The organism is Nitrospira sp. M1 (assembly GCF_965152605.1).
The window spans coordinates 952,321-967,592 of the sequence record NZ_OZ224217.1 but is presented as its reverse complement, the minus strand read 5'-3'; the positions used below and the strand labels follow the sequence as shown (position 1 = coordinate 967,592).

Here is a 15,272-nt window from a genome sequence, read left to right as displayed (position 1 = left end):
ACTTTGACTCATTTTCGAATCACAATTATAGTGAAGCCAAGGAGCGTCGACACGACAAACACCAAATATTATGCAAACACCTCAATCACACACCAACGCCACACATGATCACACAGCTGCTGATTTTCTTCAGTTCATCGCTCGAGAAGCTGGAGCACGAGTCTTAGAGATTGCCAAAGATGGCTTTGACATTTCGATCAAACCCGATTCGTCTCAGGTCACAACGGCTGATTTCGAAGTCGATCGCATGCTGAAGGACCAATTACTTACCAAATACCCACAAGATGGCTGGCTTTCCGAAGAAAGCCCCGATGACCGCAAACGGTTAGAAAAAAGCCGAGTGTGGATTCTTGACCCCATTGATGGAACACGAAATTTCATTTCCAAGATTCCGCAATATGCGATCTCCATTGCCTTGGTAGAAAATCAAGAACTCACGCTAAGCGTGATTTTTAATCCGGCAACCAACGAAATGTTTTCCGCTGTGAAAGGTGAGGGTGCCTATCTCAATGACATGCCGATACATGTTAAAGATACACAAACAGAACAGCTCCTCTGCTTAGCCAACGTGTCACCAAAGCAACGAGCGGCACTAAAAGGGATTGAGCCGACCATTGCCTGTCAGGCCTTTGGTTCAATCGCCTATGCGCTTGCGCTTCAAGCCGCAGGACGCGTGGACATGACGCTCAATCCTGGAAGCCAACATGAATGGGACATTGCCGCTGGAGTTCTTCTGATTCAAGAAGCCGGAGGAACAGTCGCAGACCGGAATTGGCAACCAATTCCGTTCAATCAATCCAACACAACCACCAAGGGAGTCATTGCCACACGTCCCGATAAAGTGTCGACCGTTCGACAACTGCTTGGAGTCCTGCAATCTCCTTAGCCTCCCGTCTTCACCCTAAGAGAAACAACACGGAGTCGAAAAATCCCTCTCCCGTCTGACTGATGGCAAACCCCATACATTCAGATCAGGCTGGATGAGTGCGTAGCTTATTTTCAGCTTGAAAGCTAAGGGAAAACCACGATGTCAAAAAACAACTCATGACGAATATCCTCTCGGATTTCAACGCTACCCAGCTACTTTTCGTGGGATTAGTATTTGTTTGGACGGGCTTTGTTCGAAGTGGACTTGGGTTTGGCGGTGCCGCACTCGGTTTGCCACTCATGCTGTTTCTATACGATCAACCCCTCTTCTGGTTGCCCATCATCGGAACACATCTTTTATTTTTTTCCGCCCTCACTCTACGCACCCGTATTGACAATGTCGATTGGACCTATTTGCGACATGCCAGTCTCTTTATCATCCCTACTACGTTGGTTGGCGTGTTCGGACTGATCACACTACCCACAGAATGGCTTCTCATCTTTATCTATTCCGTCGCACTCTGTTACGGACTGATGTGGGCGCTCAACCTCTCCATCAGCAGCGAGAAAAACTGGAGCGATAGACTATTGCTTGCTCTCGGCGGATATGTGGCAGGCACTTCACTGACCGGTGCACCACTCATGGTTGCCGTGTTCATGAAGAATGTAGCGGCTGAACAACTCCGAAATACGCTGTTCGTACTCTGGTTTATCCTCGTCACAATCAAAATGAGCACCTTCCTTGCGCTAGGGATTGAACTCCATCTGCTTACCGCGCTGGCACTCCTTCCCATCGCCGCCATTGGTCACATGACAGGACTTAAATTTCATGATGCCATTCTGGAAAACGATCGACGGTATAAACAGGTTATCGGTGGAATGCTCGTCTTGATTAGCGGACTGGGATTAGCAAAGGTCTGGACATAACCACAACGTTAACATTAGCCCATATGAAGAAATGTATTTTCAAAAAAACGAGTAGAGCTAGAGCAATTGCAGAGGTGCCCATTTTGCGATGTGCGAAAAATCTTTATCGGTTGTGAGGAGATGACAATTATGGTTGATGGCTGCCGCGGCAATCTGACAGTCTGGAGTCGAGAGGCTCAGACCTTTTGCTGTCGCTTGACGGCGAAGTTTGGCTGCCGCAATAAAGTCACTTCGGGTTAAAGGGAGCAAGGGGAAGGCTTCAAAATGGGAAAGGACTTTCGTGAAGGTGTGTTCTTGCCTAAAACCCTGGAGAATTTCCTGCAAAATGATCCCAATGAGGACAATATCTTGCGTATCTAGCAGAAGGTGTTGGAGTTTCTTAACCGATACGTGATTTGCAGGACCATCCTTTCGAAGAGAGAGTGACCAGACCGATGTATCAACTAAGACGGTCATTTCCGTTTTCGTGCGGTTTTGTAATTATATTTTTGATCCCATTCAAGGGTCCCAAAAATCTCGAGGATTTTTTTCTGTTTTCGGCGAGTCACATATTCACGAAGGGCTTCATTCACGGCTGCTCGTTTTGTTGTGTGACCTCCTAAACGTTTCACTTCATCTACAAGTTTGTCATCAATGGCAAGATTCGTTGGCATACCCCCTCCTCTCTTCACACAACTACTCACACATTATTCTACACATATCCTACTCATTCAGCAATGCGCCAATTTGGAAAGATGATCGTTCATCCTTCGATGGTAAAGCTATAATCTACCCTTGTGTACATAGCTGAACAAAATTGAGTCATTTCCCCAAACGACCATTTCTTGGCAAAAAACTGTTGCTGGTCATAATTGACAGCCCCCAGCTTCTTTGATACTTTTTTCTCACCTCCGAATGACCATATTACATCTCTCTTTTTGGTTTCTTAAGTTTGAGATAACGACTTTTGCACAGAGAATCATATACTATATGTTGGAAGCGGATATTTGCAGGCAGATCTAGGGTTACGATTTAAAAGGAGCACGTATGGAGTGGAGAGCCAGTCATATATTAGTGAAAGAAAAAGGGTTAGCCGACGACCTGCGCAAACGCATTAAAAGCGGAGGGAAGTTTGCCGAATTGGCGAAAGAGTTTTCAACCTGTCCAAGCAAATCCAAAAGTGGTGATCTTGGGTGGTTCGGCCCAGGCAAGATGGTCAAAGCCTTTGAAGATGCCGTCAAACGCTTAGGCCATGGAAGTATTAGCAACGTGGTCAAAACCCAATTTGGATACCATATTATCAAAAAAACTGGGCAGAAGGATTAACCCTCATTACATCTAACGATACGCCAACCTCGCAAGCAAACATACCCATGGCTAGCGTACAGCCAGCCGAGTATTCTGAAGCAAGCGCCACACCCCTTTCACAGCAAATTCGACTTAAAAAGAAATTTGTCCTTATGGACAGATACTTTACGTATAGGCAAACACATTCTATTGTGGGACACAGCCAATTCTGACACCTGTTCTTGGGTGACAGTAGGAAGACAAAAATCCAAATAATATTAAAATGAAGCTATTTCTTTGGAAACCATAAGGGAATGATCTCGTAAACCGATAACATGAATACACCCGCGATATGTCTTGATGAGGGATTAAGGGGAAGGTATGGACGAGAAGACCCAAACTCTTTGGGAACGGTTGACGAGGTATCAACTCGACCCCCAGAACGTTGCCCTTCCTTTTTCAAAACGCCTTGCGCAAGAAAACGGATGGTCTGAACATTACACACAACGAGTGACCGAAGAATACAAGCGGTTCCTCTTACTTGCCGTCGTTGTCAATCACCCAATATGTCCAAGTACGCATATCGATACAGCATGGCACTTACATTTGACATACACACGGTCCTATTGGAATGACCTATGTGAGCAGGTTCTCAAGCAACCCCTCCATCATGAACCAACGCGCGGTGAAAATAAAGAATACAACAAGTATTCTACATGGTATGGCTCCACAGTTTCCGCCTACGTAAAGACATTTGGCGAGAAGCCTCCAACCGATATTTGGCCCGATCCTTCATCTCAATTCCCAAGCAATGACAACCTTGACATTCCTTTATTTCTTCGCCCTTTATTTAGTAGCCAACAGAGAGCTCGTCTTACTGCGACATTCGTCATAATTATAGTATTCGTTACGTTAATCTTTATGAGTCTCGCCGAATCATTAGGACATTGGCCCTCTTTCTATGAACTATGGACAACTCCGCTGCACTTTCTAGAACAATGGATTCGTGCAGACCCCGCGTTCTCAGCCGTGGTCGCACTTGCTGGAGCATGTGTGACGTGGATTCTTATTTCAGCATGGAAATCGTGGAGAGCAAGGCATCTGGAAAGCCAGGGAAGAGCCAGCTGTAGTCACGGTCTGTGTGGAGGAGGGTGTGGTGACTTTGATTGCTAAATTAGGAACTAGGAAAAGGGGACGAGGCACGAGTTTCATAAAAAAATTCGACTTGGGCAATCATCTCCTACGTTAGATGCTCGTCCCCATGTCTCTATCGTAAAAAAATTGAGTCCTTCATTTTTCTTAAAAAGAATGAAGAAAGATAAAAGCTTCCTATCCTGAGAATCTCCCCTCTTCACATTCAATGACATCGACCCAAGTCAACAGCTCGGGCAGTTCCGCAACGGAGACTCCCCGACTTTTGGCAAGTGCCTCGACTAACCCATTGAATCGCTGTTGTGCTTGTTCATTTTGCGGCTTACCAGTCAACACCATAGTGTTCCATTGCACCCGTTCTTCCTCTGAAAGTGTTTTTCCGTTTTTATTAATCCAGGCAAGCAATTCCTCGTCAGTACGCCCGTTCAAAACTTGCTTTTCCAATTCTTCACCGTTCACCTGAATCATCTCAAGCAAGTACCTATCAAACCCAGTTGTCAAATAATGATAATCTTGAATCAACCCCCTATGTCGCATGCGAATTTTGTCGACGACTAATATGCTCACCAAATCGATGACTGTTGATTTGCTACGTAAACTTGTCAAACAGGTTCTGGCACTGGGCAGCATCAACAACATCCTTCAACAAATGACACGTCAACATGTTCAAACCATTCGACCTCACAGTTCTGGGACAGGCATTAGGCTAATACCAGGATAGGTGGTCATGTAGTTGAATAGCGTATTAGTAGCCGGCCAAGGTGACAAATCCCATCTACCTGCATTTTCGGACTACGTGGATATTCTGACATAGGCATATCACTACATTCCTTTCCTCATAGAACAACGGCTTACTCAGACCTGAAACAAAACACTCATTCTTACACAAGCAATAATCCAATCTGTCGCGCCAAACGATACCCGCGTGTCTGTACAAACTCATCAAACCCATCGGCTGCACCAAACGGAAACGTCGAGCGGACGTCTTTGTACGATGGATATCCCTGTGTACTCATATCGCGTCCTGGGGTCGCACGTTGAATGAGATTCAGCAGCCAATCGGCATGTTCTCGTGGTAGCGTAACCTCCCCATCATCAGATCGACTCGGGAAAATAAGCCGACATCGCTTGCTTCCCCGAATTTCACTCACCGGCGTGCCTCCAATCCACACAAATTTTCGTTCCAAGATTGATGGATCTTCAGGTGGTCCAAATGAAAGCACTCGCTTCACCCAATCTCGTCGAACATTCGGACGAGGAACATGTTCGGAAAACCAGGACCGAACATCCCGGTCTAACTCTTCACCTTCCTTAAAGCACACAAGTGCCGTTTTCAAACCATCACCCAACCACTCAGGTACATCACCCACGGGATCATTATGACTCAAGTCATTCTCTGAAAACCCGCTAAACGCTGGCTTGATCAGACGTATACCGTACGTGTCAGGTTGAAGCCCTATTGGACTGTGCGATGTGGCAGTAAACCGATGCCAGAAGGCTGATTGAATCAAATCATGCGCAAACATCTGGCGTACACGCTCCAAGCTCTCCACCGTTTCCGGTATCGTCTCACTCGGTAACCCATACATCAAATAGGCGTGAACAAGAATGCCCGCTTTTTGAAAAGCCGAGACTACTTCAACGGTTTGATCGACGGTAATCCCTTTTTTCACTAATTCCAAGAGGCGATCCGAGGCGGCCTCTAAGCCAGCGCTTACGGCTATACACCCAGACGCGACCAATAACCGGCAGAGGTCTTGTGTAAAAGCTTTTTCAAAACGGATATTCCCCCACCATGAAATCGTGACTCCACGTTCCAACAATGACAAGGCCATGGCTTTTAGGCCAGCCGGAGGAGCCGCTTCGTCTACAAAATGAAATCCACGTCGACCAGTCTCCGCAATCAGTGCTTCGACTCGATCAACCAAGACTTCTGCGGGTGAGGCTTCATAGCGGCCAATGTAATCAAGACCGACATCACAGAATGTACATTGCTTCCAATAACAGCCATGCGCGACGGTGAGTTTATTCCAATGCCCGTCCGACCATAAGCGATGCATCGGGTTCAGCGTATCTAACACCGTCAAATAGTGATCTAACGGTAAGCCGTCGTAAGTTGGCGTCCCTAGGTCTGCTTGAGAAATATCACGCTCCTTCGCCTCATCACACCACATGACCGTTCCCTGAGACCGTAGCAACGTTCGGCATAACGCCGGGTTCTGCTTCGCATTAGCTAGATGCTTCAACAGACAGAGCATGGGCTGCTCGCCGTCGTCTAAGGTTACGTAATCAATCAAATCAAAAACTCTGGGATCGCTTAGCTTTCGTAATTCCGTATTGACATATCCGCCGCCAAGCATCACTTTGATGTCGGGTCTCTTGGCTTTTAGATCGCAGGCCATTCGAAACGCGCCATACACATTGCCGGGAAACGGTACCGTAAACCCCACTATCGATGGAGAGGTTCTGTCTATATGCTTCCAGAACCTCTCTAACATGAATTCATCCGTCAGACTTGGCGCTTCATCAATCGCGTGGCGAATTGCTTGAAATGATGACGCATCTCGCACGATCGATTCAGCATAACGGTTTAACGCAAAATGTGGACTGACGGTCGCCTGAATTAAATCTGTCAGGTCTTCCAGATACAGGGAGGCTAAATGCTTTGCATGATCGGTTTGATTGTTCGATCGGTGCTGTCCTTCATCATCACGATGCATCGCGGACACATGAAAACGTGGACCCTGAGGAAGAAACTCGCCTTGGCAGATACGCGAAGCCAGACTCACATCATGCCCCTGCATAAAACCGATGACTGCATCAATCGTGTCGATATAGGCACGTGCTAAACTCAACATCTGCATCGCTTCACCTGGGAGCTCTTGGCTCTTAAGCCGAAGTTGAGAAAAAACTCGCTGCAACCCAGCGCGTGAAAAGAGCTGCAGCACCATCTCTATTCCAACGTCTGCCTGCTCAACACAATAGCCTCGAGATCGAAGAAATCCTGTAAGGTAGGCGGTTGACGGATAAGGGGTATTCAATTGCGTCAAAGGAGGTATCACTAAAAGGAGAGAGGGATTATGCTTCATCACACAACCTACCAAGCGTTCGGCAAACTCCCGTAACGGGATGTATCGAAACGGCGCTGAGCCACAAGAGACGTGACGCCAGGAACATCTTGCTTTTCCATACATTCATCAGGAAATAATCTGATAATTCTGAAAAACAGCCTATCTGTTTCTCCAATTTCCTTGAAACCTTTTCGAAATACATGAAAGCACAACAATATACCGAGAACATTCAACTCTACACTGAAACGTCCCACAGTGCGACGCCGTAAAACTTGACGATCACCTACCAACACAAAGTCACTCATACTCGTAATAATCATAGGTGTAGAGAGAGAAACACCTGGAATGTCACAAGCCCATCACCAACATTTCCCGAGCCCAACGGGCTCACCGACTCCGCCTTCACTCACTACGAATTTCGACCGATACTCTTTACTGGAGAAAGCCGTGCATTCAGCCAAGGGCACTCGCATGAAGCCAACAAACAGATTTAGATTCGCTATAGCCGTTCCAGTTATGCCGAATCTACAGGGCACCCTATTGAATACTGATTGACCCTTCGTGATTGAACCGTCAATCGTCTGCAGGTCATCCAGGCGGGCATAACCTTCCTTATGTTCACGGTGTACCGCGCGGGGCTATAGCCGATTCACTGAACTTCGGAACCCTTGAAGGTTTTGACACCGCGTTGAAAGTCTTTTGGCATTATAGCGAAACCAAATAACTTCCAGCCGAATGTACATCATGTACACAGCGCAACAACACACGTCGTGCAGACGGAAGTAAATTGGAACGGCTATAACTGGACCGAATTGAGATTCGCTATAGTTGATCAGCCTCAGATGGAACTTATTTGGATTCGCTATAGAGCATTGTGATGACAAACTCTCTAAAAATTTTATTGGTCGAAAGCGAACACGATCAAATCCATTCCTTGCAAGAGGCCTTAAGCGTTGCTCAAATTGTGAGTGTCGAAATTCAAGAAGTAGAAGACGGCGAACAGGCCTTGGCCTACCTACGGCAAGAACATCCATTCATTGATGCCCCTCGCCCCGACCTCATTTTCTTACGATTGAAGTTACCTGGCATGAGCGGATTTGACGTGCTTGAAGAAATTCACCAAGAACCAGAGATCAGCACCATTCCCATTGCGATATTAACCCATACCACGAACCCACGGATTCTCGCCAAAGTACTCAAACCCTCACTACCTCGATATGTCTTTAAGAAACCAAAAAACTGCAATGAATGGATCTACATCCTTCGTTGCGTGGAAGACGTGTGGTTAACGATTCATAGTACCCCAGGACAACGAACGTTGTAGACACCCCGCACCGTCAAGTCATTGAGTGACAACCCCAGATCGACGGCTTTTTCGATGACCGCCCTGGACAAGTTTGAATTCATACAGGCGACATTCAAGATCTCCATTAAATAACGGGACCTTGCGTGTTGGCAACAAACGAATCATTTTGGGAACCCGTCGATCCGCTGTGAAGATATAGGCTCGCCACCCGGAAAACTTTTTCTTGAGCACATCCCCAAATTGCGGATAAAACTTTGCCAATTCCGCATATTCACCAAGCCTGACACCATATGGGGGATTGGAGAGCAAGATGCCTTCTCTCCGAGGAGCATCAAGCGTGAGAACATCCGCATGCTGTAAAGTCAGCATCTCCGATAGCCCCATCGTTTGGCAGTTCATCTCAGCAATCCGCAACGCCTTTTCATTTCGATCCGAACCAAAAAGCGAAACCGAGGTGGGTGCCTGCTGTTTTCCCACGCTGGCACGACAGATTTTCTCCCACAGTTGTGCATCAAACCCTCGGAATTTCTGAAACGCAAAACGTCGCCCAAGCCCTGGCGAAACTCGCTTGGCCATCTGCGCCGCTTCAATGAGAATCGTGCCACCCCCGCACATGGGATCTAACAACGTCTGTGCGTCAGTCCAACCGGCTAACATAAGGAGGCCGGCAGCTAAATTTTCACGAATTGGGGCTTCCGCTCTGATCTGAGACCACCCTCGTTTAAACAATGGCTCGCCAGAGGTATCCAGGTAGACTGTCACCATTCGTTCATCGAGAAAGCCGACAATTTGGATGTCTGGAGCATGTGTGTCGACGTGTGGACGAGCCTTTTTTTTCTTCATAAAGGCATCGCACACAGCATCCTTTATTCGCAATGTCACAAAGTCGAGACTTGAAAGAGGACAACGCTTTGCTTGGACCTTAACTTTTATCGTTTGCTGAACGGTAAACCATTCCCACCAGGCCATTCGAAGCACAATGTGATAAATATCCTGTTCACTGTAATAGTCCTCCTTCGCAAGTTGCAAAAGAACACGACTGGCAATGCGGCTTTCGAGATTCACGTGGTACCCAAGCGTAAACGACCCTTGAAACTCAACCCCTCCCTGCGTGGCGTCTATGGCCAAGGCTCCTAACCGTTCCAATTCGTGAACCAAGGCTGGCTCCAACCCTGGAGGACAGGAGGCAAAGAACGTGTGGGGTTGAGAACTCATAAGCAGGCAAACAAGGCAGGATAGGTAGAACTCATAAACACGATCTCGTTAATTCAAATTAATGAGATTGAGGGGGAACTCATCATGATGCCCTGGCGTTTCTGGATGTTCAAACGAAAAACCTTGAGACTCTTGAAAATCAAGGACAACGCCCTTCATCCGTGGAGCACTGTTTGCCTCTACCGCAATCATGAGTTGATCGATTTCTTGTACATCATCGTCGGGCTGCACCTTATCTTCTAAGGTAATGCTAAACGTAATTTTCTGGTCGTCTTGATCATGAACCTTAATGCGCACAATAGGATCTTCAGGATGCTCAACGACTAAGGCTTTGAGCTTCGCGATTGCTGATTGAGTGACTTTCACCATGGCATGTTCCTTGTGATCTAAGGTTGAGGCGTTTCCGTCTCCAATAATGTTCCCAATTGCTCGATCAATTTTCTACAATTCCCTATTCTAACAATCAGCGGGTCCGCATGCATCAACAATAGTTAGCCATCATACAAATGATGGTAGTCGTAGGCCTCACGCATAGACTTCAGGATTCACGACAAATGGCAATCGTGTTCCCTGCAGTCCTGCAAGGAGATTTTCTACGGCCATGACCGCCATTCTTTCCCGTGTCGCAACCGATGCACTTGCCATGTGTGGAACAATCAAACACTGTGGTTCATGGAACAAGGCATGGTCTAGAGGAATCGGCTCAGGATCGGTCACGTCTAACGCCGCATAGGCAATGTCTCCCGCAGAAAGCGCCAAGGCAAGCGCATTCGAATCAATCACTGCCCCTCTTGATGTATTGACAAGAATCGCACTGCCTTTCATCCGCTCAAGTTCACATTTCCCAATTAAATGATGAGTCGCCTGCGTGTATGGGACGTGAAGACTCACAAAATCTGATTCAGCCAAAATTGTCGGCAAATCGACAAGCTCAACGTCGTCATCATCCTCGCCATGCGTTGGTGCCTGAGCCGAGGAACGACAGGCCAAGATTCTCATACCAAACCCTTTAGCTCGCCTGGCGACAGCCTGCCCGATACGACCACATCCCACAATGCCCAATGTCGCACCATGAAGATCCTGCCCAAGTAATAATGTAGGACTCCACGTCTTCCAATGACCGTCTTTCACATACCTCGCACCTTCCACGATTTTCCGAGCAGCCGTCATGAGGAGGGCAAAGGCAAAGTCGGCTGTGGTTTCTGTCAGGACGCCAGGAGTATGTCCAACGAGGATTCCACGTTTTGAACATTCTTCAACATCAATATTGTCAAATCCCACCGCCATGGTGCTGACAACTTTGAGTGATGGTGCCGAACCAATGACCATGGCATCAATAGCATCAGTCAGAAGGCATAACACTCCAGTCGTCTCTCGAATATGCTCAAGCATCCAATCCCGTGGAGCAACGGAATCATGCTCCCAGAGAATCACATGGCATTGCTCACTCAAGAGGTCAAGCCCGACATCCGGGATTTGCCTGGTGACTAAGACGAGAGGCTTCGACATAGAAGACTACGCGACGCGTAACACCGCAATAAGAAAAATCAGATAGCACAGTCCATTGAAGAGTAAGTGATAGACTTTCACCGTACCCGCCCGGACGATTATCGACAGAAACGAGGCGGCAAGCAAAGTGATCGCCATACCGATAATGGTCTCAGGCTTCGGACTCCAAGGAGTCAGAAAAATACCTAATGCCGGCAAGAGACTTCCCTGAAAAACCATCGCTCCCGTAATATTCCCAAATGCCAGAGTATCGCGCCCTCGCCTAATCCAGAGCACACTGTTCACTTTTTCCGGCAATTCGGTTGCGAGCGGAATGACTAATAATGATAAGGCTAAAGCCGATATTCCCAACAGTGGTGCCAAATGCTCTACGCCATACACAAATCCTTTGGCTCCTAACATGATCAGGACAAAGCCAAAGCCCAATTGAAAGAGAATGACCACCATACGAGTCGGCAATCCTATTTTTGACAGATATAATGGGTGATCGGCTTCGGTCCCATGCCCATCATCAACGAGGTCTGCCGATGCGCGAATGGTCACGAGCAAATACAGTCCATAGGACAGAACCAATATCAAGCTGATACTTCCTCGCACCATGGTCCAATCTTGTGGCACCAGGGCCGCGATCACTCCCAGGGCAAAGACGTAGTTAAACCACGTCAAATCACGCGTCAGTCCAGACATTTCAGGCTGAAAGGTTCCGTTCCAACCTCGCTTCTGCGCAGCAAACCAGGTCATAACCAGAAAGGCTAACGTCGAGAGCATCAGGGGCGCACCTAAAATAGCCCCAACCCCCACTTCATGTCGTACTTCCAAAGATCCAGAACTCGACAGAATTGCAAAAATCGGCACCATGGTCTCAGGCAACGCGGTGCCCACGGCGGCAAAAATTGATCCCGTCACTCCCTCAGAAATACCTAACCGTTCACCCAAATGCTCTAGCGCATTGGTAAATACTTCCGCGCCGATAAGAATGACGACTAACGCGATACAAAGAATGAGAATTTCCATGATTTAGGCAAGAATACTTCGCAGACGCACGGTCAATGGGGATAGGTGAAAACCCACAAAAATCATCAAGCGACTCTGGAATTCAGAATGACCATACTCTAAAATACCTCTAAGCCAAAGAGTCAAGACTATTGGCTCATAACCACATAAACAAAGACTTCACGCGACAACGGAAAAAAGAACGACCGTGCTCTAGGACAACGACCCATGATGGACCTTTCAGAAATCCTCATTGTGGCATTTATCGTCTCCGTGGTCTATTTCCTCACTCATCGATGGTGGCGCCACCGACAAGCCGCAAAACTCGCCGATAAACTTCTCCAGGAAGTGGTGAAGGGAAAAGACTCATTTCGTCGTTAACGGTACCTCTTATAACATACCGCATCGCCTTCACTCACGATAATCCCAACATAACATATTGCTTCTCCTAGAATAGTAAACCGATTATTTTTCTATCCCGTATCCCTACACATCAGTATTCATTTACCCTGTGGTCACACAAGGCATCTTAAGCCAAAGAAGCCAACCCTTTTTGCCTATATGCACGCCTGGCTAATATTATGCGAAAATACGCAATCTACTTGTAGCCATCCCGATAGACAGCTCAAGGCAGAAATAGGTAAGGAGTTGTAGCATGTCCGACAGCGCAGCACGACTGGGAGAAATTTACTTACATCGTGGCAATCTGCTTAAAGCGCGTGAGTGGTATCAACAGGCCGTCCAGGAAGCGCGGGAAAGCGGGTCACGGGAAGACATATCACATGCCCTTGGAAATCTCGGCAATGTATATGCGTTACTCGAAGACCATGCATCCGCCGAAAGTCACTATCAGGAGGTTCTGGACATTCAACGCTCTCAACAAGCCGGAAACGCCATTGGCACAACCCTCGTCAATCTTGGCAATTTACAGGCTGATGCCGGTCGCCCAGAACAAGCTCTCGCCTATTACCTTGAAGCCATTGATCTGCTTACCTCGCTTGACAATGAGCAAGCCTTGGGGATTCTCTATACCAATCTCGCGCTTCAAGAACTTTTACTAAACAAGTCAAAACACGCCATCAATCATTTTCAACTAGCCTTGGACTATCATCGAAAGGTGGGAAATGAGGACGGGCTCGCCACGACCTACGGACAACTAGGGAAAGCCTATATGTTGACGGGTCACTTGAAAAAGGCTGAAGCCTGCCTGAACAATGCCTCAGAACATTTCATCAAGCTCGCCAATAAACCTGGCGAAGCTGGCGCACTCCGACTCCTGGTGACCATCTATCAGACACGAAACGACACCACATCGGCACTTCGATGCATCGAACAAGTCATTCAGATTGATCAACACTATTCGTTACCCCAATATGAAGACGATCTTCAACTCTATCGCCAGCTCCGTCAGTAACTCACGACAGAAGCGCCACACATCTATAGCGAAACATCCAATCTCTAGAGAATTTAAATAGCTACACGAGACTTCATGCGCGACATGGGATATTCACACATGGCTTGAGCGGGTAGAGACGATACAGAAAGGCCAATGGTCTTTACGGACAATTGTCCATCAAAAATCAAAAGCTAACTGTTGAGGCTTTACCTCATCAGACGTTCGAAACTTTCGTAGAGGGTCTTTGCGCAAGGACGAAGAAAAACACTCCGACTCACCTGAACGTTCCTGTTCTTCGATCGAGACATTCAGCAACACCTCTTCCAACCGTCCGTAACATTTTCCGCAACGATGACGACGAGAAGAAATCGTCCGCCGTTGCCGGCGATACGACGTGCCACAGGCAAGACAGCGCCACAAGTACTTGCTGAGCTTTTCCACTTCATGGTCTAACGTATGGCGAACCGTAATCCCCAATCCATCCAGATTCATACGGGCCATCACGTCATAAAAGTCAGGCCCGTGGTTTGGATATCGCTTTTTAACATCGTATTGCCATTGATGAATCATTTCATGTGCCAAGGTCCGGATGATCTCAGACTCTGGTTGATCTTGCAGGAGTGGGGCTGAGAGACGAATGCGGCGAGCCGCGCCATGCCGTTCTTCTTGACTGACATGTTGGCTCCGAGGTCCGACTTGACTGATAAACATTCCCGTCGACGCGGTCAGACGAAAACTCCACTCAATAATGATGGGTGGTAATCGATCGTCAAAATACCGATGAGCCACACGAGTCCATTGAGCCTGAAGAAACTCAACCGAAACAGGACCGGTTCGGGAAGAGGGTTTCGTTGATTTCACATCTACTCACTGAATGAGGTTCTATACACGATGAGAAGCCTCATGGTAGCATTTTCTTCTCCATTTTATCCAAAATAGCCTTCATTATTTGACCTCGTCATCCGAAAAGATGGGAGAAGCGTATAGGATGCTTCCCTGGAGCACGATGAGACGGTCGAATGCCCTTTGAAAACATTCTCACCGGGACATCCTATGACACAGGCGTTCACCACGCATCACGACGAGCCGTATATGCAACTGGCGCTAGAGCAAGCGAAAGAGGCCTTCGAGCGAGGCGATGTGCCTGTAGGGGCCATCATTGTCAAAGACGAGCACGTGATTAGCCAAGGCTACAACACTCGGGAACTCGATCAAGACCCAACGGCTCATGCCGAAATGGCAGCAATTCGTTCTGCCTCATCTAATTTAGGGACTTGGCGGCTGAATGACACCACTCTCTACGTCACCTTGGAGCCCTGTGCCATGTGCGCAGGAGCTCTGGTACAAGCCAGAATCAGCAGAGTCGTCTTTGGCGCATCTGACCCCAAGAGTCGGGCGTACGGATCAATCGCCGACTTTCTCAAAGAACCACATTTCAATCATCTCGTCGATGTGCAAGGCGGAATATTAGCTGATGAATGCAGTGCCATACTCCAATCATTCTTTCAACAATTGCGAGACGATCATGCGACGAACTCAGACTCTTAAGGAATGGATTACCAGAAAGATA

17 protein-coding genes are annotated in these 15,272 nt (G+C 47.5%); 8 read left to right on the top strand and 9 right to left on the bottom strand.

Going from position 1 to position 15,272, the window contains the following annotated elements:
• The first annotated feature begins 70 nt into the window (after window positions 1-70).
• Together ACWHX8_RS04705 and ACWHX8_RS04700 are read left to right on the top strand one after the other, a co-directional pair.
• Window positions 71-886, top strand: coding sequence for an inositol monophosphatase family protein (locus ACWHX8_RS04705; RefSeq protein WP_447970805.1), 816 nt, complete (start codon window positions 71-73; stop codon window positions 884-886).
• 158 nt (window positions 887-1,044) lie between these two features.
• A complete protein-coding gene (locus ACWHX8_RS04700) occupies window positions 1,045-1,794 on the top strand; it encodes a TSUP family transporter (protein ID WP_447970804.1) in 750 nt (249 codons plus the stop codon).
• A 57-nt stretch (window positions 1,795-1,851) separates the two neighbouring features.
• On the opposite strand, the gene vapC is transcribed toward ACWHX8_RS04700, so the two are convergent.
• Together vapC and ACWHX8_RS04690 are read right to left on the bottom strand one after the other, a co-directional pair.
• Entirely contained in the window at window positions 1,852-2,250 is a 399-nt protein-coding gene (gene vapC / locus ACWHX8_RS04695) for a type II toxin-antitoxin system VapC family toxin (protein ID WP_447970803.1), read from the bottom strand.
• Window positions 2,247-2,447 carry a type II toxin-antitoxin system VapB family antitoxin gene (locus ACWHX8_RS04690; protein ID WP_447970802.1) on the bottom strand — a complete coding sequence of 67 codons (201 nt, stop codon included), beginning with the start codon at window positions 2,445-2,447 and terminating at the stop codon, window positions 2,247-2,249. Before ACWHX8_RS04690 ends, vapC begins: the two co-directional genes overlap by 4 nt.
• Window positions 2,448-2,820: 373 nt before the next feature.
• On the opposite strand from ACWHX8_RS04690, the gene ACWHX8_RS04685 reads away from it, so the two are divergent.
• Window positions 2,821-3,099 carry a peptidylprolyl isomerase gene (locus ACWHX8_RS04685; RefSeq protein WP_447970801.1) on the top strand — a complete coding sequence of 93 codons (279 nt, stop codon included), beginning with the start codon at window positions 2,821-2,823 and terminating at the stop codon, window positions 3,097-3,099.
• A gap of 342 nt (window positions 3,100-3,441) precedes the next feature.
• Window positions 3,442-4,233 (top strand): glycine-rich domain-containing protein, encoded by a 792-nt coding sequence (locus ACWHX8_RS04680; protein ID WP_447970800.1) that lies wholly within the window; start codon window positions 3,442-3,444, stop codon window positions 4,231-4,233.
• A gap of 156 nt (window positions 4,234-4,389) precedes the next feature.
• On the opposite strand, the gene ACWHX8_RS04675 is transcribed toward ACWHX8_RS04680, so the two are convergent.
• On the bottom strand, window positions 4,390-4,842 hold the full coding sequence (locus ACWHX8_RS04675) for a DUF5069 domain-containing protein (protein ID WP_447970799.1): 453 nt from the start codon (window positions 4,840-4,842) through the stop codon (window positions 4,390-4,392).
• A gap of 251 nt (window positions 4,843-5,093) precedes the next feature.
• On the bottom strand, window positions 5,094-7,301 hold the full coding sequence (locus ACWHX8_RS04670) for a B12-binding domain-containing radical SAM protein (protein WP_447970798.1): 2,208 nt from the start codon (window positions 7,299-7,301) through the stop codon (window positions 5,094-5,096).
• Window positions 7,302-8,160: 859 nt separating this feature from the next.
• Between ACWHX8_RS04670 and ACWHX8_RS04665 the strand changes: the two genes are divergently transcribed.
• Complete coding sequence (locus ACWHX8_RS04665; RefSeq protein WP_447970797.1) at window positions 8,161-8,607, top strand: response regulator; 447 nt, start codon at window positions 8,161-8,163, stop codon at window positions 8,605-8,607.
• Window positions 8,608-8,625: 18 nt separating this feature from the next.
• On the opposite strand, the gene ACWHX8_RS04660 is transcribed toward ACWHX8_RS04665, so the two are convergent.
• The 4 genes from ACWHX8_RS04660 to ACWHX8_RS04645 form a co-directional block, all read right to left on the bottom strand.
• On the bottom strand, window positions 8,626-9,804 hold the full coding sequence (locus ACWHX8_RS04660) for a THUMP domain-containing class I SAM-dependent RNA methyltransferase (protein ID WP_447970796.1): 1,179 nt from the start codon (window positions 9,802-9,804) through the stop codon (window positions 8,626-8,628).
• Window positions 9,805-9,852: 48 nt separating this feature from the next.
• A complete protein-coding gene (locus ACWHX8_RS04655) occupies window positions 9,853-10,173 on the bottom strand; it encodes an iron-sulfur cluster biosynthesis family protein (protein WP_447970795.1) in 321 nt (106 codons plus the stop codon).
• A 156-nt stretch (window positions 10,174-10,329) separates the two neighbouring features.
• Window positions 10,330-11,313: a 2-hydroxyacid dehydrogenase gene (locus tag ACWHX8_RS04650; RefSeq protein ID WP_447970794.1), complete on the bottom strand. Its 984-nt coding sequence runs from the start codon at window positions 11,311-11,313 to the stop codon at window positions 10,330-10,332.
• A gap of 6 nt (window positions 11,314-11,319) precedes the next feature.
• Window positions 11,320-12,327 carry a sodium:calcium antiporter gene (locus ACWHX8_RS04645; protein ID WP_447970793.1) on the bottom strand — a complete coding sequence of 336 codons (1,008 nt, stop codon included), beginning with the start codon at window positions 12,325-12,327 and terminating at the stop codon, window positions 11,320-11,322.
• 207 nt (window positions 12,328-12,534) lie between these two features.
• Here ACWHX8_RS04645 and ACWHX8_RS04640 point away from each other — a divergent pair, with 207 nt between their 5' ends.
• Complete coding sequence (locus ACWHX8_RS04640; RefSeq protein WP_447970792.1) at window positions 12,535-12,687, top strand: hypothetical protein; 153 nt, start codon at window positions 12,535-12,537, stop codon at window positions 12,685-12,687.
• Between the two features lie 274 nt (window positions 12,688-12,961).
• On the top strand, window positions 12,962-13,720 hold the full coding sequence (locus ACWHX8_RS04635; protein ID WP_447970791.1) for a tetratricopeptide repeat protein: 759 nt from the start codon (window positions 12,962-12,964) through the stop codon (window positions 13,718-13,720).
• A gap of 159 nt (window positions 13,721-13,879) precedes the next feature.
• Here the strand turns inward: ACWHX8_RS04635 and ACWHX8_RS04630 are convergent, their stop codons facing one another.
• A complete protein-coding gene (locus ACWHX8_RS04630; protein ID WP_447970790.1) occupies window positions 13,880-14,563 on the bottom strand; it encodes a SprT-like domain-containing protein in 684 nt (227 codons plus the stop codon).
• A gap of 192 nt (window positions 14,564-14,755) precedes the next feature.
• On the opposite strand from ACWHX8_RS04630, the gene tadA reads away from it, so the two are divergent.
• Window positions 14,756-15,250, top strand: coding sequence for a tRNA adenosine(34) deaminase TadA (gene tadA, locus ACWHX8_RS04625; protein ID WP_447970789.1), 495 nt, complete (start codon window positions 14,756-14,758; stop codon window positions 15,248-15,250).
• The last annotated feature ends 22 nt before the right edge of the window (window positions 15,251-15,272 follow it).